The sequence below is a fragment of the Acidocella sp. MX-AZ02 genome (genome assembly GCF_000306035.1).
Classification (GTDB): Bacteria; Pseudomonadota; Alphaproteobacteria; order Acetobacterales; family Acetobacteraceae; genus Acidocella; species Acidocella facilis.
The window spans coordinates 1-21,572 of the sequence record NZ_JH976208.1 but is presented as its reverse complement, the minus strand read 5'-3'; the positions used below and the strand labels follow the sequence as shown (position 1 = coordinate 21,572).

The 21,572-nt window shown below is 63.2% G+C and carries 18 protein-coding genes; 7 read left to right on the top strand and 11 right to left on the bottom strand.

Going from position 1 to position 21,572, the window contains the following annotated elements:
* Positions 1–100: 100 nt before the first annotated feature.
* Complete coding sequence (locus tag MXAZACID_RS08345) at positions 101–796, bottom strand: VIT family protein (protein WP_008493817.1); 696 nt, start codon at positions 794–796, stop codon at positions 101–103.
* A 129-nt stretch (positions 797–925) separates the two neighbouring features.
* Here MXAZACID_RS08345 and MXAZACID_RS08340 point away from each other — a divergent pair, with 129 nt between their 5' ends.
* From MXAZACID_RS08340 to MXAZACID_RS08320, 5 genes are all read left to right on the top strand, one after another.
* Positions 926–2,026 (top strand): AI-2E family transporter, encoded by a 1,101-nt coding sequence (locus MXAZACID_RS08340; RefSeq protein ID WP_051060283.1) that lies wholly within the window; start codon positions 926–928, stop codon positions 2,024–2,026.
* Complete coding sequence (locus tag MXAZACID_RS08335; RefSeq protein WP_008493815.1) at positions 2,020–4,569, top strand: cation-translocating P-type ATPase; 2,550 nt, start codon at positions 2,020–2,022, stop codon at positions 4,567–4,569. Before MXAZACID_RS08340 ends, MXAZACID_RS08335 begins: the two co-directional genes overlap by 7 nt.
* A gap of 824 nt (positions 4,570–5,393) precedes the next feature.
* Positions 5,394–5,996 carry a hypothetical protein gene (locus MXAZACID_RS08330; protein WP_008493814.1) on the top strand — a complete coding sequence of 201 codons (603 nt, stop codon included), beginning with the start codon at positions 5,394–5,396 and terminating at the stop codon, positions 5,994–5,996.
* Positions 5,950–7,224, top strand: coding sequence for a DNA polymerase Y family protein (locus tag MXAZACID_RS08325; RefSeq protein WP_008493812.1), 1,275 nt, complete (start codon positions 5,950–5,952; stop codon positions 7,222–7,224). The genes MXAZACID_RS08330 and MXAZACID_RS08325 overlap by 47 nt, the downstream gene beginning before the upstream one ends.
* Entirely contained in the window at positions 7,224–10,328 is a 3,105-nt protein-coding gene (locus tag MXAZACID_RS08320; RefSeq protein ID WP_008493811.1) for an error-prone DNA polymerase, read from the top strand. The genes MXAZACID_RS08325 and MXAZACID_RS08320 overlap by 1 nt, the downstream gene beginning before the upstream one ends.
* An 87-nt stretch (positions 10,329–10,415) precedes the next feature.
* Here MXAZACID_RS08320 and MXAZACID_RS08315 read toward each other — a convergent pair whose 3' ends face one another.
* Complete coding sequence (locus MXAZACID_RS08315; RefSeq protein ID WP_008493810.1) at positions 10,416–10,631, bottom strand: helix-turn-helix domain-containing protein; 216 nt, start codon at positions 10,629–10,631, stop codon at positions 10,416–10,418.
* A gap of 213 nt (positions 10,632–10,844) precedes the next feature.
* Between MXAZACID_RS08315 and MXAZACID_RS08310 the strand changes: the two genes are divergently transcribed.
* The gene (locus MXAZACID_RS08310; protein ID WP_008493809.1) at positions 10,845–11,903 is read left to right on the top strand and encodes a sensor domain-containing diguanylate cyclase; all 1,059 of its coding nucleotides are present in this window, start codon (positions 10,845–10,847) and stop codon (positions 11,901–11,903) included.
* A gap of 252 nt (positions 11,904–12,155) precedes the next feature.
* On the opposite strand, the gene MXAZACID_RS08305 is transcribed toward MXAZACID_RS08310, so the two are convergent.
* The 8 genes from MXAZACID_RS08305 to MXAZACID_RS08270 all read right to left on the bottom strand — a co-directional run bounded on the left by MXAZACID_RS08305 (position 12,156) and on the right by MXAZACID_RS08270 (position 20,391).
* Positions 12,156–12,857 (bottom strand): IclR family transcriptional regulator, encoded by a 702-nt coding sequence (locus tag MXAZACID_RS08305; protein ID WP_026440704.1) that lies wholly within the window; start codon positions 12,855–12,857, stop codon positions 12,156–12,158.
* Positions 12,858–12,932: 75 nt separating this feature from the next.
* Positions 12,933–13,853, bottom strand: a complete 921-nt coding sequence (locus MXAZACID_RS08300) for an SMP-30/gluconolactonase/LRE family protein (RefSeq protein WP_008493806.1) — start codon at positions 13,851–13,853, stop codon at positions 12,933–12,935.
* Between the two features lie 15 nt (positions 13,854–13,868).
* Positions 13,869–14,882, bottom strand: coding sequence for an amidohydrolase (locus tag MXAZACID_RS08295; RefSeq protein ID WP_008493805.1), 1,014 nt, complete (start codon positions 14,880–14,882; stop codon positions 13,869–13,871).
* Positions 14,879–15,550, bottom strand: a complete 672-nt coding sequence (locus MXAZACID_RS08290) for an RraA family protein (RefSeq protein WP_008493804.1) — start codon at positions 15,548–15,550, stop codon at positions 14,879–14,881. Before MXAZACID_RS08290 ends, MXAZACID_RS08295 begins: the two co-directional genes overlap by 4 nt.
* Before the next feature lie 59 nt (positions 15,551–15,609).
* A complete protein-coding gene (locus tag MXAZACID_RS08285) occupies positions 15,610–16,941 on the bottom strand; it encodes an MFS transporter (protein WP_039885118.1) in 1,332 nt (443 codons plus the stop codon).
* 27 nt (positions 16,942–16,968) lie between these two features.
* On the bottom strand, positions 16,969–17,844 hold the full coding sequence (locus MXAZACID_RS08280; RefSeq protein WP_039885117.1) for an amidohydrolase: 876 nt from the start codon (positions 17,842–17,844) through the stop codon (positions 16,969–16,971).
* Between the two features lie 15 nt (positions 17,845–17,859).
* Entirely contained in the window at positions 17,860–19,329 is a 1,470-nt protein-coding gene (locus tag MXAZACID_RS08275) for an MFS transporter (RefSeq protein ID WP_240376592.1), read from the bottom strand.
* Positions 19,330–19,386: 57 nt separating this feature from the next.
* On the bottom strand, positions 19,387–20,391 hold the full coding sequence (locus MXAZACID_RS08270; RefSeq protein ID WP_039885116.1) for a hydroxyacid dehydrogenase: 1,005 nt from the start codon (positions 20,389–20,391) through the stop codon (positions 19,387–19,389).
* A gap of 455 nt (positions 20,392–20,846) precedes the next feature.
* Here MXAZACID_RS08270 and MXAZACID_RS08265 point away from each other — a divergent pair, with 455 nt between their 5' ends.
* Positions 20,847–21,056, top strand: coding sequence for a hypothetical protein (locus MXAZACID_RS08265; RefSeq protein ID WP_008493799.1), 210 nt, complete (start codon positions 20,847–20,849; stop codon positions 21,054–21,056).
* 135 nt (positions 21,057–21,191) lie between these two features.
* Here the strand turns inward: MXAZACID_RS08265 and MXAZACID_RS18250 are convergent.
* Positions 21,192–21,572, bottom strand: a 381-nt coding sequence (locus MXAZACID_RS18250) for a citrate/2-methylcitrate synthase (RefSeq protein WP_305803489.1), incomplete at its 5' end; no start/stop codon positions are given.

Sequence of the window (21,572 nt, the reverse complement as noted above, 5' to 3'; positions counted from 1 at the left end):
CTGATCTCGAAAAGAACCCCGCACCCCACGCCTCACAAAACCTGCCAGCCAAAGTGAATCACATCATAATCCCGGCCGCCAGGAGTTTTTCAGCAAACTGCTAGGCTAGCGTGCCGAACAGCTTGCCGATCCCGACGGTCGCCGCCATCGCCAGAATGCCCCAGAAGGTGACGCGCAGCGCCGGTTTGAGCACCGGCGCGCCACCAGCCTTGGCGCCGATGGCACCGAGAACGGCAAGGCACAGCAGCGCGCCGAGGCCAATGCCCCCCATCAGCCATGGCAGCGCGATGGCGGCCGCGAGAATGAGCGGGACGGCCGCGCCAGCCGAGAAGGTCAGCGCCGACGCCAAAGCCGCCTGGATGGGATTGGCGCTGGTATGTTCGGAGAGGCCCAGCTCGTCCCTGGCATGGGCGCCCAGCGCGTCATGCGCCATGAGCTGGCGGGCCACCTCTTGCGCCAGCGCCACGTCCACGCCGCGCTGTTCATAGATATGCGCGAGCTCCGCCAGCTCGGATGCGTGGTCCGTGGCGAGCTCGTGACGTTCCTTGGCCAAGGCGGCATCTTCCGTATCGGCCTGGGAGCTGACGGAAACATACTCGCCCGCCGCCATCGCCATGGCGCCGGCCACCAGCCCCGCCACACCCGCCACCAGCGCCTCGTGACGCCCGCCGCCAGCGGAGACGACACCGAGTATCAGGCTCGCGGTCGAGATGATGCCATCATTGGCGCCCAGCACCGCGGCGCGCAGCCAGCCGGTCCGCTCGATCAGGTGGTTTTCCGTGTGAACCTTTTGCATGTTGAGACCCTACGCCATTTGCGACCACAGCATAAGCGCGACGCCGCGAACCCATGTTGCGCTAAATCAAGGCGATGGATAGCCCGCGCATGCCATTGCTGCCGCGGGTCATATCGTGAGGTGCGTCCATTGGACCAGGCACATGATAACAGCCGGATGGCAGGCGATGGCGGGCTTGCCAGTTTCGCCAAGCGGGTCCTCATCGTTGCCCTGTTTGCGGCGCTGGCGGTAGCGGCGTGGCGACTGGCCGATCTTGGGCTGTTGCTGTTTGGCGCGGTTCTCATCGCCATCGGTCTGCGCCGGGCCGCCTGCGGGATCGGCAAATGGACCAGGATCGGCCCGGCCGGCGGGTTGGCCGTGGCTGTGCTTGTTTTCCTCGTGGCGCTCGCGGCGGCGCTGAGCTTCTTTGGCACCGTCGCGGCCGGACAATTCGGCGAGCTGGCCCGCCAGGTTCCCCTGGGCAGCAAAATCGCGCTCGACTGGCTGCGCCAGCAGCCTTACGGCCCGTACATCCTGACGCAGGCGCGCGGCATTGCCCCGGCCGACGTCACCGGAATGGCCGGCCGCGCTGCCGCGATCATCGTGCAATCCACGGTGACGACGGCCGGCTACGCCATTCTGGTCTTTCTGGTGGCCATCTATCTGGCGGCGCAGCCGGACCTCTATCGGCGCCTGCTCCTCCGCCTGGTGCCGCCGGGACGGCGCGCGGTCGCGGCAAGGCTGTACGAGCAGACGGGGCAGCTCTTGCTGCGCTGGCTGCTGGGGCAATTCATCGTGATGCTGACGATCGGCATCTTGTCCGGCCTCGGCCTGTGGGCGCTGGGCATCGAGGCGCCGGTTGCCCTGGGGCTGGTTGGCGGGCTGCTCACCTTCATCCCCTATTTCGGCGCGGTGATGGCGGCGGTGCCGGCAACGCTTGTCGCCCTCACCCAATCGCCGCTCGATGCGCTCTGGGTCATCGCCATGTATGCCGGGGTGCATTTCATCGAAGGCAATTTCATCACGCCTTTGGTGCAGGCCGAGGCCACCGCGCTGCCGCCAGTGCTTTCGCTGCTCTCCACGGTCGGCTTCAGCATTCTCTTTGGCATCTCGGCGGTGCTGCTGGCCACGCCGCTCATGCTGCTGGTGCTGGTCATCGTCGAAATCCTCTATGTCGAAACCATCCTCGGCGCGCCGCCGCCGCGGCGCGCGGGCAGTCTTCCCGTGCCGGAAGTGTCTGGCCCATGCTAGGCGCCGCCGGCACCTCCACGCCCCCCGATGGCCTGACAACAGCACAAGCCGAGGCGCGCCTGCGCCAGGATGGGCCGAATGAGCTCCCGCAAGACCAGCGCCGCCATTTGCCGCGCATCGCGTGGGATGCGGTGCGCGAACCGATGCTGCAATTGCTGCTCGCGGCGGGGCTCATCTATCTGCTCCTGGGCAGTCTCGCCGAAGCGCTGATCCTGCTCGGCTTCGCCGTGCTCAATGTCGTCATGGTCGTTGTCCAGGAAGCCCGCACGGAATCAGCGCTGGCGGCCCTGCGCGAACTCGCCAGCCCGCACGCGCAGGTATGGCGCGATGGAGAAAAAATCCGCATCCCGGCCCGTCAGCTCGTCGTGGATGATCTCATCGGGCTGGCGGAAGGCGAGCGCGTGCCGGCGGACGCCGTGTTGCTGGACGCTGCCGCCCTCCAGGCGGATGAGGCCTTGCTCACCGGCGAATCTGTTCCCGTCCGCAAGCTCGTTGGCACGCCACCCTTAGCAGACGCCACGCCGGGGGGCGAAGATTCGCCTTTCGTCTGGGCAGGCAGCCTGATCACCGGCGGCAGTGGCATTGCGCGCGTCACCGCCACCGGACCACGCACCGCCATTGGCCGCATCGGCCATTCGCTGAGCAGCGTGGACTCTGCCCCGCCGCCCTTGCAGGTGCAGATGCGCCGGTTGGTCTGGTTGTTCGCGGCGGTCGGCATCGGCGCCTCGGCACTGCTGGCTCTGGCCTACGGGCTGCTGCACGGGCAATGGCTGCAGGCGGTGCTGGCCGGCATCACCCTGGCCATGGCCACGCTGCCGGAGGAATTCCCGCTCGTTCTCACCATCTTTCTGGTGCTGGGGGCCTGGCGCATGGCGCGCCAGCACGTGCTGGCGCGCCGCGCCGCCGCCATTGAGGCGTTGGGCACGGCGACGCTGCTCTGCACGGACAAGACCGGCACGCTGACGCAAAACCGCATGTCGGTGGCGTGTCTGGCCGTGGGAGGGGAAATTTTGCAGGTGAACGAGGCCACGGCGACACTGCCGGAAGCCTTCCATGAGGTAGTGGAATTTTCTATCCTGGCCAGCCGGCCGGACCCGTTCGACCCGATGGAGCGGGCGTTCCACCGGCTCGGGCAGCAGGGGCTCGCCAACACGGAACATCTGCACACCGATTGGAGTCTTGTGCATAGCTACCCGTTGCAGCCGGACATGCTGGCAATGTCGCAAGGCTGGCGCGGCGGCGCCGAGGGCGCCCATGTCATCGCCGCCAAGGGGGCGCCGGAGGCCATCGCGGATCTTTGTCATATGAACGAAGCCGAGCTGGAAGCGCTGCGCCGCGATGTCGCGCAGATGGCGGCGGCCGGTCTGCGCGTGTTGGCCGTGGCCAAGGGGTTTCACGCCAAACCAGGCTGGCCAGAGACCCAGCATGATTTTGAGTTCACCTTCCTTGGCCTGGCCGGCCTTGCCGACCCGCTGCGTCCCGGCGTGGCGCAAGCCGTTGCGGCCTGCCGGACGGCTGGCATCAGCATGGCGATGATTACCGGCGACCATCCGGCGACAGCCCTGGCCATCGCCGCTCAGGCCGGCATTGAGACCGGCCGCGTGCTCACCGGCAAGGACATAGCGGGGCTGAACGACGCCGCCTTGCGCAAAGCGGTGGCGCAGACCCGGGTTTTCGCGCGCGTGATGCCGGAGCAGAAATTGCGCCTGGTGCAGGCTTTCGCGGCCAATGGTGAGATCGTCGCCATGACCGGCGACGGCGTGAACGACGCCCCCTCGCTGAAGGCCGCTCATATCGGTGTCGCCATGGGCGGGCGCGGTACGGATGTGGCGCGCGAGGCCGCCTCGCTGGTGTTGCTGGATGATGATTTCACCTCGCTGGTGGCCGCCATCCGCCTTGGCCGGCGGATCGACGCCAATCTGCGCCGCGCCTTTTCCTATATCCTCGCCGTGCATGTGCCGATTGCCGGCATGTCCCTCATTCCCGTGCTGCTGGGCTGGCCGCTGATGCTTGGGCCCGTGCATGTTGTCTTCCTGGAAATGATCATCGATCCGGCTTCATCGATTGTCTTTGAAGCGGAACAGGACGACACCGACAGCATGTCCCGCTCGCCGCGCCGGCCGGGCGCGCCCTTGTTCAACCTGGCCTTGCTCATCGGGGGGCTGCTGCAAGGCGTCGTGGTTTTGGCGGCGTCATTGCTCGTCTTCCTGCTCGGCGCACAAGGCGCGGCCGGAGAGAGCGCCGGCCGCGCCATGGCGTTCATCACGTTGGTGGCGGGAAATCTTGGCCTTGTGGTGAGCAACAGGATGCTCGGCGCCAGGGGGCTTGCGGCACTGCGCCGGCCGAACCCCGCGCTGGGGATTGTCACGGCGGTTGCCGTCGCTGCCTTGGGCGCTGTTATCACGGTACCGCAACTGCGCCATTTATTCGGCTTTTCACCGCTCAGCGCGCGCGATCTCGCCGTCGCGATTTTCGCTGCTGGTGCCTGCCTCGCTGTGAACATGGCGGCCCTCGGTTCGTGGCAGAGATGGCGCCGAGGCTGATGCGCGCCATTGCAGGCGGCTGGAGCGATATCTGTTTATCTTGATGCGAGCGTGTTAAGATAAACACGCGAAATTGCTTGAGAAAACATAAAAGATGCCTGGGTGGAAACCCCTCTCGCTCTGGAGCTTCAGCAATCACACTGGGCTATACGCAATCCTTGATATTATGTGGATGCACGAGCGCTACAGTGACATGTTGTCGCGGCGCGCAACAGATAGAACCGCAAGGCAACCTCTGTGAGGCATGTCAGAGCGAGGAGTTAAGATGAAGCAAATAGTTTCAGATATTTATCTCGCCGAGCGATTCGGTATGAGTGAGGCACCTCTGCTTCAGGGGCCGGTACTCCCATTTCTCCCGCCTATCACATTCGCGAGAATAACCCATCGCCATACATCTCATGGTCGTTCAATTAGTCCGCCCCGGGAAAATGCGTTCAGCTTGTAGATCCCGCGTGCAGCCGCAGGTCTTTCTGATCTGCAGTATACAAACGGAGCTTTCATCACGCCGGAAGTAAAGGAGCCGGGGCGCGCCTTCCTGTTCGATCTGGGCGCCGGGCAAACTGTCGGCCTCTTTGACTGAAATCGCGATCAATTGTGAATTCTATGACTAAGCGCACCTTACACGCATTTTTCGCCGCCTGAAGGGGGGGGCCAAACTCCCATTGCATGGCCGAAGCCCCTACTTGCCCGCCCGCGAGATCTGCGCTCCTGGAGTCCGCCGGGCGATTCACTTTTCATCAGGCAGAGGCCGGCTTCTGTCATGGTACAGACGCACAAATCCTGACTCGACTCTTCGGCTGAGTTGTGGATTCAGTGTTCTTGTTATGTTCTCTATCTCTCACCTCGCTATTGCCCCCGCCTTTCCGGCATTTCTGCACGCCTGCCCGGCGGTGCATGAGCTGCGCGCGCCGGCGGGAACGGCGGCACATGCGGGGCTGGCGGCGTTGCTGCTGGGACTGGTCTGGGGGCCACGGCCTGTTCTGTGGGTAAGCACTGTGCCGGACTGGTACCCGCCAGGGCTGGCCTGGGCGGGGGTTGATCCGGCCTGTTGCCTGTTTGCCCAGGCGAGGGACGATGCCGAAGCCCTGGGTGCGGCGGAAGTGGCTTTGCGCGGCGGCATGGCGGGGGTCGTGGCGTGCGAAGCTCTGTCGCGGTTGGCGGCCAAACGTTTGGCTTTGGCGGCAAAGCAAGGCGGCGGGTTGGGGCTGGTGCTGCGCCACGCCGCCGCCCAAACGCGGGAGGATTCCACCGCCTTTGCCTCGCGCTGGATGGTGCATCCGGCCCCAGGCAGCCCCCATGCCCCGGCGTTGCGGGCGGAGCTGCTCTACGCCAAGGGCGCCATGCCGGGGACATATCTGTTTGCGCTGAAGGAGGGATGGGATGCAGAAGCGCCGCTTTCTCTCCCTGGCCTGCGCCGGGCCGGATGATCTGGCCGCCCTGGCGCTGTGGTGCCAGGCTTTTACACCGCTCACCGCGCTTGATCCGCCAGACGGGGTGATGCTGGACATTGCCGGCTGCGCGCATCTGTTTGGCGGGGAGACCGGGCTGCTAGCCCGGCTGGCGGCACGGCTCCCCAATGCCCGCATGGCGGTCGCGGATACCGCCGCCGCCGCCTGGGGGCTGGCGCGCTACGGCAAGCCGGGCAGCCCTGATATTTTGCTCCTGCCACTGGCAGCCCTGCGGCTTGCACCGGAACCCATCGCCCGGCTGCGCCGCATCGGCATTCGCACCATCGGGCAGCTCGCGCGGCTGCCACGGGCCGGGCTGGTGGCGGGCTATGGGCAAGCGCCCGCCTTACGCCTGGCCCAGGCGCTGGGTGAGGCGCCGGAGGTCATCCGCTTCATCACCGCGCCGCCGGAATGGCGCGAAGCGGAGCCGTTTATGGAACCGTTATGGCTGCCCGCACAGTTACAGGCGGCGCTGACCAAGCTGGCGGCCCGGCTCTGCGCGCGCCTGACCGCGGCCACACTGGGCGCAACCGCACTCACCGCCCGGTTTTACCGGGTGGATCGCGCCTGCCCGGCGATCCACCTCGCCTTTGCCGCCCCCTGCCGGGATGAAGCGCAAATCGCCAAATTGCTGATCGAAAAACTGGCGCAGGAGATCGATCCAGGCTTTGGCATCGAGGCGGTTGCCCTGGAGGCCCCACTCACCGAACCGCTGGCCCTGGTGCAACAGGATATGGGCGCCAAACCCCCGGATTATGCCCGCCCCCTGAACACGCTGCTCAACCGTCTGGGTTCCACCCGCATCTGGCGCGTGGCGCCGCATGCCTCGCATATCCCCGAATTCGCCACGGAGCGGGTGACCGTGAAGGCCCAACCCGTGGCGTGGCCCAAGCCGCATCACCCCCGCCCGCTGCGTTTACTGAACCCGCCTGTGCTTATCACCGCCATCGCCCCGGTGCCGGATGACCCGCCGGTGCAATTCACCTGGGACGGTAAAACCCACCGGCTGCGCTGGGCGACAGGGCCGGAGCGCATCGCGCGGGATTGGTGGGCGCACCCGCATGACCCCACCCGGCCGGAGGCGGAGAAGATTCGGGATTATTATCAGGTGGAAGATATGGAAGCGGCCCGCTTCTGGCTGTTCCGCGCCGGGCTGCATGAGGGCGTAGCCGTACCGCGCTGGTATCTGCACGGGCTGTTCGCCTGATGTATGCGGAGCTGCTCTGCCAGAGCGCCTTCTCCTTCTTGGAAGGGGCCTCGCATCCGCAAAGCCTGGTGGAGCAGGCGCAAGCGCTGGGGCATGGCGCCATCGGCATTGCCGATCGCAACACAGTGGCCGGGGTGGTGCGCGCTTATGTGGCGGCGAAGGCGGCGGGGCTACGCCTGCTGGCGGGCAGCCGGCTGGTGCTGGAGGATGCGCCGGATCTGGTCTGCTACCCCTCTGACCGTGCCGCCTGGGCGCGGCTCTGCCGGTTGTTGAGCCTGGGCAAAGCCCGCGCGCCCAAGGGCGAATGCCGGCTCCGGTTTGAAGATGTTGTGGCCCATGCCGAGGGGCAGATTTTCATCGCGGTGCCGCCGCCAATACTGGATGATGCGTTCACCGCCTGGCTGCGCCTGGCCTCCGCCAAATTGCGCGGGCAGCTTTATGTCGCGGCATTGCGCCGTTACGCGCCGGATGATCTGGCGCGGCTCACCGCCCTGCAAAATCTCGCGCAAGCCAACGGCCTACATCTCGTCGCGGCGAATGACGTGCTCTATCACAGCCCCGCCATCCGGGAGTTGCAGGATGTGCTGCGCTGCATCCGCCATGGCCGCACCATCGAGCAGGGCGGGCTTTTGCTGGAACCGCATGGCGAGCGGCATCTCAAATCCCCGGCGGAGATGACCCGGCTGTTCCGCAAATTCCCAGAAGCGCTCAGCCGCCAGCAGGAGATTTTGCACCGGCTGCATTTCTCGCTGGACCAGATTTCCTATGAATACCCGGATGAGCCGGTGCCGCCGGGGCTGACACCGGATGAGCATCTGGCCAATCTGGTGCAGGAAGGTGCCACTTGGCGTTACCCCGCTGGCGTGCCGCGGAAAGTACAAAGCTTGCTGGACAAGGAACTCTCCGTCATCGCCCAGCTGGCCTATGCGCGCTATTTCCTCACCGTGCATGACATCGTGCGCCATGCGCGCGTGCATAAAATTCTCTGCCAGGGGCGCGGCTCGGCGGCCAATTCGGCGGTGTGCTACGCGCTCGGCATCACCGCCGTGGACCCTGCCGAGAGCGACCTGCTGTTCGAGCGTTTCGTCTCCGCCGAGCGGGGCGATCCGCCAGATATCGATGTGGATTTCGAGCATGAGCGGCGCGAGGAGGTCATCCAGTACCTCTACACCCGTTATGGCCGCCACCGCGCCGCCATCGCCGCCACGGTGATTCATTACCGCCCGCGCTCGGCCATCCGCGAGGTGGCGAAGGTGCTGGGCCTGCCCGACGCCACCGCCGCGATATTGGCGGCCCAGACCTGGAATCCCGGCGACGAGTTATGGGGGGCGGATACGCTGCGCGAGGCCGGGCTGGATCCGGAGGAGCCGCGCCTCAAACGCGCGCTGATCATCGCGCGCGATCTGGTGGGGCTGCCGCGTCATCTCTCCCAGCATGTTGGCGGTTTCGTGCTCACCAAAGGGCGGCTGGATGAGAGCGTACCCATCGGTCCCGCCGCCATGGCGGACCGCAGCTTCATCGAATGGGACAAGGACGACATCGACGCGCTGAAAATGATGAAAGTGGATGTGCTGGCGCTGGGGATGCTTACCTGCATCCGCAAATGCTTTGCGCTGCTCGGCATCCATGATCTGGCGGATATCCCGCCCGAGGACAAAGCTACCTACGAGATGTTGGCCCAAGGTGATTCGATCGGCGTGTTCCAGGTGGAAAGCCGGGCACAAATGAACATGCTGCCGCGCCTGCGCCCGCAAACATTCTACGACCTCGTCATCGAGGTCGCCATCGTCCGACCCGGCCCGATCCAAGGGGATATGGTGCATCCTTACTTACGCCGCCGCCAGGGCAAGGAGGCCGTGAGCTACCCGGCCCGCGCCGGCGGCCAGCCGAATGAACTGGAAGAGATTCTCGGCAAAACCATGGGCGTGCCCTTGTTCCAAGAGCAGGCCATGAAGATCGCCATGGTGGCGGCAAAATTCACGCCCGAGGAAGCCAACGGCTTGCGCCGGACCATGGCAACCTTCCGTAATCTCGGCACCATCGACAAATTCAAAACCATGATGGTCGGGCGCATGGTCGAGCGTGGTTATGAACGAAACTTTGCCGAGGCCTGTTTCCGGCAGATCGAGGGGTTTGGCTCTTACGGGTTTCCCGAGAGCCATGCGGCGAGTTTCGCCAAGCTGGTTTATGTCTCCGCCTGGCTCAAATGCCACCACCCGGCGGCTTTTGCGGCAGCACTCATCAATGCCCAGCCAATGGGGTTCTATGCCCCGGCGCAGATCATCCGCGACGCCCGCGCGCATGGGGTGGAGGTGTTGCCGGTGGATGTGAATGCGTCCGCCTGGGACTGCACATTGGAAGGCGGTGCGCTGCGGCTGGGCTTGCGGCTCGTAGACGGGTTCCAGCAAGGCTGGGCCACGCAACTGGCCGGGCGGCGGTTCACCAGCATCGAAGAGCTGCACCTGCCCAAAGCCGCTTTGGAAGCTTTAGCCGCTTCCGGCGCACTGGGCAGCCTGATTTCTGGCCGCCGCGAGGCGTTATGGCAGGTGGCAGTGCGCCAGACAGGCGCGGCGCTGATCGCCCCATGCGCCGCACCGCAAGCCGAACTGCCCTTGATGAGTGCAGGCGAGGAAGTGGTGGCGGATTATCGCAGCCTTGGCCTCAGCTTGCGCGCTCACCCCTGCGCGCTGCTGCGCGACAGACTGGCGGCAGCCGGTGCCGTGACCTGCATGCAGACCACCCAGGCCCGGAACGGGACAAAGCTGCGCCTGGGCGGGGTGGTGATCGTCCGCCAGCGCCCCGGCACGGCCAAGGGCACGGTGTTCATCACCATTGAGGACGAGACCGGCATCGCCAACCTCATCGTCTGGCCATCGCTGGTGCAAAGCCTGCGGCAAAAAATCCTCGGCGCCACGCTGCTCATCGCAGAAGGGCGGCTGCAACGTTCAGAAGAAGGTGTCACCCACATCACCGTCGAACGCCTGGCCGACCGCTCCGGCTGGATCACCGGCCTCGATGGCCCTGATGCCGCCCCGCCCGCGAACCGTCGCCCCGGCCATCCGCGCCAGGAACGGGTTGTCGGCAAAAGCCGCGATTTTCATTGAGGCAGGCAGAGATAAGGTAACCAAGGGGGCCAAGCCCCTGGTTGCGCACCCGCAAGGGGTGCGCTTCTGGGCGATCCGCCGAGCGGCTCATTCCTCATCCACCTGCACCAGATCGCCCACGGTAACGTCGAGCACCCGCGCCAATTCATATAGCGTGATCACGGTCGGATTCCGCCGCCCCCGCTCCAAGCTGCTCAAATATTGCTGGCTGACACCCGAACGCGCTTCAACCTCTTCCTGCGTCAGGCCCCTGGCCTTGCGCAGCCGGGCAAAATTCCGTCCCACCAATTGCCGCATATCCATGCGGCATGCATTGCCCGCTTACACACTTTAAGTTTATAAACTATAATATGTATTTCATGCGGAGTGTGGTAAGAACATGTGCGAGGACGGATTCTCCGAACAATGATCATCACCCTATCCTACTTGAATGCATCGATTTCCGCGCGGCCCCGGCTCCACACGACGCCACCGGAACGGTACAGATGATCGGTAGAACGAAACGGGCATAAGCCAATGCATGATATGGAGCAGTCGGCCTGGGATGATATACAACGCTGGGAGATGGCCATGCGGGCCACGACCGGCTTGCTCAAGATTTTCTCTTTCCCCGAATTCTTCGCCGCGGCCGCTGAGCGCCTGGCCCAGCTCCTCGGCGCCGATGGCGTGGCGCTGATCGTTTACGATGAACCAGGGCAGTTACGCTACAAACTGTTCCACGGACTGGAACAGCTCAACCAAACCCCTATCGTCAAATTCAGCTTCTCCGCCAGCCAGGGCACGGTTGGGCGCGCGCTCGCCTCGGGCCGCGCGCTGTTTACGCCTGATTATCCCAACAGCGCGGATGCCATGCTGGATTTCGTGGGGGCGGGGCTGCGCGCCAATCTGGTTGTGCCACTGCCTGGCCCGGCCGGCTTCAGCGGCGCCATCGCAATTGCCTGGCTGCACCGGCAGCCAGCGCCACCCAACGCCACAAGCCTTGCCATTGCCGAGATGTTCGCCGCCCTTACCGGCTCAGCCGTCTATCGTGAGGCTTTAGAGGCGCAGCTTGAGACCCTCTCCCTCACGGATCCGCTGACAGGTTTGCCAAACCGGCGCACATTCATGCTGCGCCTCGTCAACGCGCAAAAGCGCGCCTGCCGCAGCCAGTCCCTCATGGCGCTCGCCGTGATCGATCTGGATGGCTTCAAAATCATCAATGACGAACTCGGCCATGCCGCAGGAGATCAACGGCTGCTCCTGGCGGCCAGCGCGATCCAAAGCATCGTCCGTGACATCGACATGGTCGCGCGATTTGGCGGGGACGAGTTTGTCGTCATCCTGGAGGATCTACGTTCCTCCCAGGAAATTCTTTCGATCCTGAACCGTATCGTCGGCGCCGTTCTCGAAGGCTGCAATAGCAACGATGAACGATACAAAATAACCGCCAGCCTCGGCGCCACCATCTATCCGCTGGATTTTTCGGAACCGGAGATTTTGCTCAAACATGCGGATGAGGCGATGTATCTCTCCAAGCGCAAGGGCGGCAATCAGGTTACTTTGCTCCCCCGCGATCTGGTTTCTCCTTCGCGATAAACTGCCGCCAGAGGCCAGCACCACCCGCCGACGCCGTAATACGAGACTGCGTGAATAAGGGCCGTATGCGCCCTTCACATCTCGGAGCGATGACGCCCAACGCCCCAATGTCTCTTCAGCAGATGCATCGCCACTTATCAGAGCCTGTATCACGGTTGCCCATTGATTGAGAACTCGCAATAAAATGCAACTGTAGTGCTAGAGCGCCGCCAGGGGAGTAAACCACAGAAAGGGAGCAGGCGCCGTGCGCGCTTATCTGCGGTCGCCGCCCAAACTCATGGTCAGCTCCAGCCCGCCATTGCGCAACTGATCGCGGACTTGGGTAGCGCGCGCCGCGGTCAGCCGCGTGATCGGCCCTGATACCGCGAGCGCGCCGACAAGACGCTGCCCCGCCCCGAAGACCGGCATCGCGAGCGCGGCGGTATGGGGGTCGGTAATGCCGCCGCTGTAAACCGGCGGATCCAGTTCGGCCGCGCTGCCGGGCCCCGCCGCATATTCGCGCAAAACTTGGGAGATCGCGGATTGATCCATCGGCCGGATATCGCCGGGCTGCACATGCATGCGCAGGCTGTGCATCGAGTCGACCCGATAGAGACAGAGTCTGCTCTTGCCATGAGGCACATAGAAAGAGGCCGTCTCACCTATCCCGGCAACCAGCCGTTCCAGGATCGGCATCACGAATTGTTCGATGTCCAGGGAGTGCTGGTAGACGGCGCCCAGACGCAGCGCTTCCGCGCCCAAACGATAACGGCCGCCCGGCAGCCGCACAACCAGGCCGAACCGTTCGAGCGACACCGCCAAACGCATGATCGTGCTTTTGACGAGCCCGGTACGCGCGGCCAGCTCCGCCAGCTCCACCGCACCGTCGCCCTTCTGGAACGCCGTCAGTATTGTCAGCACCCTGTCTGCCGCGGCAACGCCCGATACCGCCGCGGTCTCCTGATCCTTATCCATCGCCTTCAATCGCGCCCTTGACGCTCAGCCGTTCCGGCGCCCGCTTGGGTTCGTCACGTCGCCCGAAAATTATCATCAGCTATGGCTGTATAAGCGCTGGCCCGGCACCGCAAGCCCCGCCTTCAAGATCGTCCCGGTCTGCGATTCCGTGATGAACAGCTCGCGCCGCGCCGAGCCGCCGAAGGCAAGATTGGTGGTGGAATAGCCGGCGCTGGAGACGATCCGTTCCAGCGGCTCAGCCCGTGGCGAGAGGCGCCAGACCGTGCCGAACCCGGTGTGGGCGACCAGCAAATTGCCCTCCTCGTCGAGCGCCAGACCGTCCGGGCCGCCTGGGCCGCCATGGAGATGCGAGAATATGCCGACCTTCGCGACCAGGCCGCTGGCCAGCAGAGGGATACGCCAAATCTGGTTGGCGCGGGTCACGGCGACAAGCAGATAATCCATATTCGGCCCGATAACGATACCGTTGGGGCTTGGTATCGTGCCGATCAGGCATGTCAGCGCCCCGGTAGCGGAGAGTCGATAGACCCTGCCGGTGGGGTCCTGCAAACCGGTCTGGCCCTGATCCGTGAAATAGAGATCGCCATTCGCCGCAAATATGAGATCATTGACCCCTTTGAACCCCTCCGAGCCCACCGTCTCCAGAAGCGGTGTGACCGCGCCGGTTGCTGGATCGACGACGACCAACCCCTGCTTGTAGTCGGTTACAAACAACCTTCCATCCTGGTGGATTTTGAGGCCGTTGGGCCAGCCATCATATTCGGTGACAAGCTCCCACTCGCCGTCGGGCGAGATACGAAAAATGCGACCGAACGGGATGTCCGTCACGTACAGCCAGCCGGCGCGATCGAAGGACGGGCCTTCTAGAAAGGAATCCACCTCTTGTCCCATCCGGTTCGCATCGCTCCAGGCGGTACGCCTGGAGGCGCGAAAGCGGTCGGGCAGCCGGGTGAAAACCGTGGTCTCGGTCCGGTAAGGCGGCGGGAAGAAGCTCATAATCCGCTCTCCTGGTTAAAGCGCAAGATCGTAAACGCGCGAGGCGGTGCCGCCAAACAAGGCGCTCCGCTCGGATCGGGTAAAGCGCTCGGTAAGATGCTTGAACGCGTTCCAGAGCGTGACATAGCCGAACATTCCCTTATCCACTGGAAAATTACTCTCAAACATGCAGCGATCGGGCCCAAACATCTCGATGCAGGCCATGATCGGCGCGCGCCACGCCTCAGCCAGCACCAACGAGGAGGGCGGCACAGGCGCCTCATGAAACCGGTACCCCGCCACGGGCATGCCCAGGCCGCCAAGTTTGAGATAGGTATTTGGCAAGCGCGAAAGCGCCAGCAGCTCCGCCCGCCAGCTTTGGTCCTGCGCCTCGCCCAGCCTGCCGCCGAGATGATCGAGCACGATCGAAACATTCGGAAAGGCGGCGGCCAGTGAAAAAACCTCGGCCAGCTGCGTCTGATAGGCCCAGATATCGAGGGTGAGACCAAGGCGTCCAAGCCATGCCACCCCCTCACGAAACCGCCGGTCCGCCATTCGCCCGGGCGGGGGCAGAATGGGGCTGGAGCGGATCGCAGGGTCGGGGTGCCAGGCGAGCGGGTTGCGGATGCCGCGAAACCGGCCCGCTCCGGCCTGCTGCATGGCCTCCAGAACCGGCGCCACCTGGTCCCCCAGGCACAGATCTGCCCCACCGACGATGGCGGCACAGAGGCGCGGGCCGCCCGCCGCTTGCGCCTGCGCCGCCAATTGCGCGGCAAACGCGACCTCGGCGACGGGCCGGAACGCCTCCGGCCCGTCGGCAGCGTAAAATGACCGGCATTGGACATAGATTGTCGCCGCGACGCCGCCAGCCTGCGTGATATCTTCCCGCAATTCCGCTTCGAGGTAGCGAGACCCCGGGCGGTCCCACAAATGATGATGCGCATCGATGATCGGCGCCTCAAAAGGCAGCGGGGACTCGTCGCGTAAGTCCAGCCATTCCGGCCGGACCGGAATATGCGGGGAGGATGCGGCCGGCGGCCGGTCCGTCATACGGCACAACCCAAACGCTTGAGCGTTGCATCGACCCAGCTTCGGTCCTGCCCGCCGCCGCGGATCTGCGCCATTTGCGCGGTCTCCGCCTTATGCTTCGCGCTGGCGGCGGCGAAAACCGTTTCCGTCTCCTCGAACGGGACGACGACGAGCCCGTCATCATCGCCCAGAATCAGATCGCCCGGCGCGATCACCATGCCGTCGATCGCGATGTTTACATTGATTTCGCCTGGGCCATCCTTGTACGGCCCGCGATGGGTGACACCTGCGGCAAAAATCGGGAAGGTACCGGCCCGGATCGCCGCGAGATCCCGGACCGCGCCATTGATCACGATGCCCGCAAGGCCGCGCGTTTGCGCATGCGCGATCATCAACTCGCCGATCAACGCGTTGGTCAGATCGCCGCCGGCATCCACCACCACGACATCGCCTGGATCCGCCATGTCGAGCGCCTTGTGCAGCATCAGATTATCCCCGGGCCGGGCCTTCACCGTGATCGCCGGCCCGGCCAGCACGCCGCCGGCGTGAAGCGGGCGAAGCCGCGATCCGCCAGCCGCCATACGGCTCATCGCGTCGCTCACATTGGCGACGGGAAGCGCGCGAAACCCCTCGACCGTCTGCGCATCAACCTTGCGGGTCCGTTCACAAATCCGAAAACCTATCGGCATGGCATATCTCCTTTGCTAACTGTTATTGAATGCTAACTGTTATTGAAATTTCCGACGCCTCAGTCCGCAAGCGGCGAACGGCGAACATCGCGGATCGTGGCCAGGGTGATGAGCGCAACCACTGAACCGAACATGACGTAGAGGCTGGGCGCCCAGGAGGCCCCGGTGAGGCCGGCGAGCAGCGTGGAGATGTAGGGCGCCAGGCCGCCGCCCAGGACGATGGCGACATTGAAGCCGGTGGCCATGCCGGTATAGCGCACGCGGGTGGGAAACAGCTCCGGATAAATCGGGTAGGCCGCCCCCTGCACCGCGGCATGCGGAACCGCCAGCAACAACAGCATGAATGCATCCAGGGCAAGATTTTGGTCGTGCATCACGATCATGCTCAGAGGTGTGATGACGAGATAACCCAGAAAACCCAGCACCACGGGCGGCTTGCGGCCGACGCGATCCGAGAGCCATCCCACCAGGGGAATCAGGCCTACCGCGACGAGCTCGACAATCGCGAAGACCCAGGACGCCCAGGCCAGGGGCAATTTCACGACATGCACAAGATAAATGAACAAATACACGCTGGAGAAAAGACCCGTCAGGGTCATGCCAAATGCCAGCCCCATCGTCTGCAGGAGGCCGCCAAGATGTTGCGTCAGCACCGTATGCAAGGGGGCTTTCGCGGTCTCGTGCCGTTCAGCCACCTCAAGGAAATGCGGTGAGTCCGCCAGGCGAAGCCGCGCGTAAAGGCCAACAAACAGCAATGGGAGTGACAGAAAAAACGGAATCCGCCAGCCCCAGCTGAGCAACGCGGCGTGCGAGACCATCGTGCGCACAATCGCAGCGGTAATCGCCGCGCCGGCACCGCCGGCGACAACACCCGCCACATTGATGGAGCCGAAAAAGCCGCGCCGGCCTTCAGGGGCGCATTCCGCAACATAAGTGGCGGCACCGCTCACCTCGCCGCCGGCAAAGAACCCTTGGGCGATTCTGAGCAGCACCAAAAGGATCGGCGCCAACGAGCCGATACGCGCATAAGTCGGAAGAACGCCGACGAGCGCGCTGGTCAGGCCCATGCCAATGATCGTGGCAATCAGCGCATTCTTGCGGCCGTGGCGGTCGCCCAACCAACCGAAGAAAACGGCGCCGATAGGCCTGACCACGAAAGCGAACGCATAAACCAGCAACGCCGAAAGCAGAGACGCCGTGGCGTCCCCGGCCGGAAAAAACAAAGGCGCCAGGGAGATCGCCAGGACCCCGTACACACCAAAATCGTAATACTCCAGGAAGGATCCCATAGCGGCCGCCAGGGATACTCGCCATGGATCGAGACGCACGGCGGATAGGGTGTTTGGCGCCGACGCCTCGGCATGAAATTTACCAGTTTGGGACGAGTCCATGGGGCCTACCTCGATATGTTTTAGTTTTTAAAGTTTCTGAAAATCGTACATTTTGGCTGGATTTTCGACGAGAATACGGAGTCGATCCGTGTCGTTCGGCACGATCTCAGCCAGCCGGTCCAGCCATGCCGCATCATCCGGCTTGGGAGACTGAACCGTGGGATGGGGCCAGTCCGTTCCCCAGAGCAGCCGATCTGGCGCCGCGCGCGCGAGCATCGCCCCGAGTGTGACCGCATCCTCGTAGGCCGGCCCGGCAAAGGGCCGCCCGATATAAGGGCCGGATAATTTCACCCAGGCTTTCTCTGTTTGCATGAGGTCAATGAGCACCCCAAATCCACTATGTCCGGCGCCGCCATGCGCATGCAGATAGGCCATGTGATCGAACACAAGCTGGCAAGGAAGGCGCCTGCAAAGCGGCGCGATCTCGACCAGCTGGTCGGGCGACAGGGCGAGTTGAACATGCCAGCCAAATTCAGCGACTATCCAGGCAAGCTCTTGCAAGTTTGCCAGCCCGACACGTCCCGGCAGGCGCGCATTGATCCGGATGCCGCGTACCCCGCGTGCGTGCATCTCTATAAGCGCGCGCCGCGGGACGGATCCGTCGATCACGGCGACCCCTCTGGCGTAGGCCCCGGCAAGGCCGAGCGCCTCCATCATACAACGATTATCTATGCCATAGAGAGACGGCTGAACAATGATATGCCGCGTGAATCCTAGGCAATTTGCCAACCGCCTATAATCTTCCAGACTCGCATCCGCATGCGGCAGGCTTGCCATCGGATCCGCGGGATAGCGAGACTGGTAGATATGATGATGACAATCGGTCGCCCCGGCCGGTACGGATATCGCCGGTCCGCGCACCGTACCCGACCAGAGCAACATTGTCTGACCCTGCGCATTCATGCTTCGGTTCACCGGTCAGTGACTGATCTCTTCAAGCGCCAGCCCCGTCGATCTCGGGCCCAAAATGGCGATCAGCAAGATTTGCAGCAAGGTCGTGCCGCCGATCAGCACGGCGACGGACAGAACGCCACCGGAGTTGAGAAGATACCCAACGATCAAGCCGGAGAAGGCCGAGGACAGGCGGAGCCAGGACCAGACGAACCCCACGGCGCGCATTCTGAACCGGGTCGGGAATATCTCCGACTGATAGCTGTGGCTGGCAAAAGCCTGGATATTCGCGGCAAGCGTGAACAGCACCCCGCAAGCGATCAACGCTGCTCCCGAGGAAAGTTGCGCGAACAGCAACATGAACGTCATCATCGCCGCCAGGCCGACGCACATGATCCATTTGCGCTCGAAGCGTTCGGCGAATAAGAGCCCGAACAACGGCCCGAACGGATTGGCGATGGCGATGATAAAGGCATATTCTAGACTATGCGTAACGGTGATCCCACGATGCGCAAGCAGCGTCGGCACCCAGGCCGCGAAGCCGTAATAGCTGAATGCGCCAGCGAAGTTAAACAGTGAGAGCATCACGAGCCGGCGCAGATAAGGTGCTCGGAACATCTCACCGTAACTGCCTTTCCCGCTATCGTCCTGCAGGTCGGCGGACGGCAGCGGCAGGACGCGGCCGGTTTCGGCCATGACACGGCGCTCAAGGCCGCTCACGATCTGATCCGCTTCCACGAACCGCCCATGCTTTGCCAGCCAGCGCGGACTCTCAGGCAACCCCAGACGCATGAACCAGACGACAACCGCGCCAGCGGTTCCGATCAAAACAACCCAGCGCCAGCCGTCAAACCCAAAGGGGGAAAGCGGCACCAGGCGCCACGATAACAGCGCGACAAAGGGAACCGCGCAAAACGACACCATCTGTTGAACGGCGAAAGCGCGGCCACGGATATGGCGGGGCATCAATTCCGCGAGGTACGTATCGATCGTGGTAAATTCGATGCCGATGCCGATGCCGCCGAGAAAACGCCAGACATCGAGCGCGAAGCCGGTCTGCTGGAACGCCATCACGGCATTGCAGCCGAGATACCAGAGGAGCGCCCAGGTGAAGACGGCGCGGCGGCCGAAGCGGTCGAGCAACTGGCTGACCATCAGCGTGCCGACCCACAACCCGGCGAAGGTCGCGAACACAAACGTGCCGAAACCAGAGAAGGAAAGCACGCTCAGATGTGATAATATGCCAAGCGATTCCGGCTTGAACAAGCCAGACTTGATCATCCCCGGCGCGACATATCCGATGAAAAATACGTCATAGAATTCAAACCAGCCGCCCAGGGCGATGAGACACACCATGATCCAGATTGTTCGCGACGCTGGCAAACGATCAAGCCGCGCCGCGATACTCGCCGATGCGTCATCTCGCCCGCCGCGGCCAGTCTGGTTATTAACGCCAACCCCAGCCATCGCTGCGGCGGCGGTTATTTTTGTTTTCATATGAACGTCTCCCAATCAGGGTTTTTTGGATGGCATCTTGGTGATGCCTCGCTCTTTTTAGGCGGTAGTAACGGCTTTAAGGTTGAGTACGGAGGGATTCACCGCGAAGCGGGGATCGATGGCTTTTCCATCCAGCGCATCCAGAACGTGCTGCATCGCCATCAAGCCCACCCGGGCGGCGGCGGCATGCGTATTGGCTCCCACATGCGGCGTGACCACGAGGTTGTGCAACGGCCATAGATCACTATCGGCCGGCGGCGGCTCGATCGAAAACGTATCGAGGCCGGCGCCGGCAATTTTTCCTTCGGCAAGCGCGCTGGCCAGCGCCGCCATATCAACCAATTCCCCTCGCGCGGTATTGATCAAAAATGCGTCCCGCTTCATCAGCGCCAGCTGCGAGGGGCCGATCATGCCTCGGGTCGAGGGCGTCAGCGGGCAATGCAGGCTCACATAATCGCTCTGTTGCAAGAGCGCGTCCAGATCGTCCACGAGCGTCAAGCCCGTTATATCCAGCGTCTCCTTCATATCCGCGGAGATTTTAGGATCGAACGCCAGCAGTTTCATGCGCAAAGGCTGCACCAGCGACAGAAGGATGCGGCCAATCATTCCCAGCCCGACAATACCGAGCGTTTTCCCAAACAACTCGGTTCCGATACTTGTCGCCTTATCCCAATGCCCCTGGCGGATCCGGCCATCCAAATACGGGATCGATCGCGATACGCCGAACATCAGCGCCAGCGCATGCTCGGCAACCGATTGTGCGTTCGCGCCAAGGGCCGTCAGCACGGGAATTTGACGTTTTGTGGCGGCGTCGACATCAATTGTATCGACACCGACGCCGTGCTTCACGATGATCTTCAACCGCGACGATGCGGCGATCGCCGCATCGGTGAGGCGGCCCATACGCACGATCACGGCATCAGCCTGCTCCGCCGCCAGGAGGGCAGCGGCTTCATCAGGGGCGGCATACGGTGTCATGGTTATTACCCGCACATTGTGGCGGGCAGCCAGCGCCATCGCGGCTTCGTTCAGGGCCGGACCGGTCACAAGCACGGATCTCATCGGCGTGCAGCCGCCGCGAACGGAATTCTAATGCCGAATGTACAAACAAGCTTCACCGCCGAGACCTCCACTATTTTTTTGAGGGCCGTCGCACGCCATTCACCGCTCGCCCGCCAGCCTCGGCGCCAGTTAAGCAAAAACAGAACGACGTTGCAAATTAAAATAGAACGTCATTCTGAAATATAACAGTGCCTAGTGGATCCGCCTGGTGGTGCCAAGCGAAGCGCTGGCGGCGCGGGAGCGCAGCAGCACGCAAGGCTGCAAGCGGGGCGCTTGAGGAAGAGGTGGGGCGTGGCGCTCCAGCGCCTTCGGCTGGCTGGCTGCATCAACTGCAATGGCTGGGCATTACACTGTACCAGCTCTCCGCCACCTTGGCGGTTGCCTCCGGTCTATGAGCTGCTGCCGGTTTGGATGAACCGCCCCGGCTTTGCCGGAGGCTCCAACTTCCAAGTAGGATGGAGCCTGAGGCGGTACGGGAGTTCGTCGCCGAATTCACCGCCGAGTGGAACCGGCTGGCCGCCGAGAGCAATGCCGACCGGGCGCATGACCAGAGCCGCCTGACCACGATCGAGCGCAAGATTGGCAAGATCATAGAACGAAAAGCTGGGGGCCGCATCACCCTATCGTATCATTCCGCTTTCCGAGGTGACGTCGGTGATCATTGACAATGATGCGCCAGATAAGGTGCTGGAGGATTTCAAGCCAAACGAGGTCAGCTTCATCACCGCATGATTTTCCGCTTAGGGAAAACTGCACGCGAAGATAGCGCTTACCCCTTGGAGTTCATGCTTCTTCCGGAGTCACTCGAAAACTTGATCAGTGGCAGATGGTATAAGCCCGGTGTAAGCCGCGCGTGGCCGAATGATTTCGGGATTGCGTCGCTGTTCGAGACCGTGGGCGATCCAACCGATAGAACGGCCCAAGGCAAAGAGACCGAAAGCAGCTCCGAGCGGTAGCCGAAGCTGGCGACGTAGGGCTACAAGCGCAAGATCTATGGAAGGCCGGGCCCCGGTCAGATGTTGCCCGTGATTCATGAGCTCTTCGCAGTCGCGATCGAGGGGCGCCATGGACGACAGCAGATCTGCCGCGCGAACATCTCCAGATGGATACAATCGATGGCCGAAACCGGGAATGTCATCGCCTCGTGCTAATCGCTGGCGTATCTTCGTACCGATTTCATC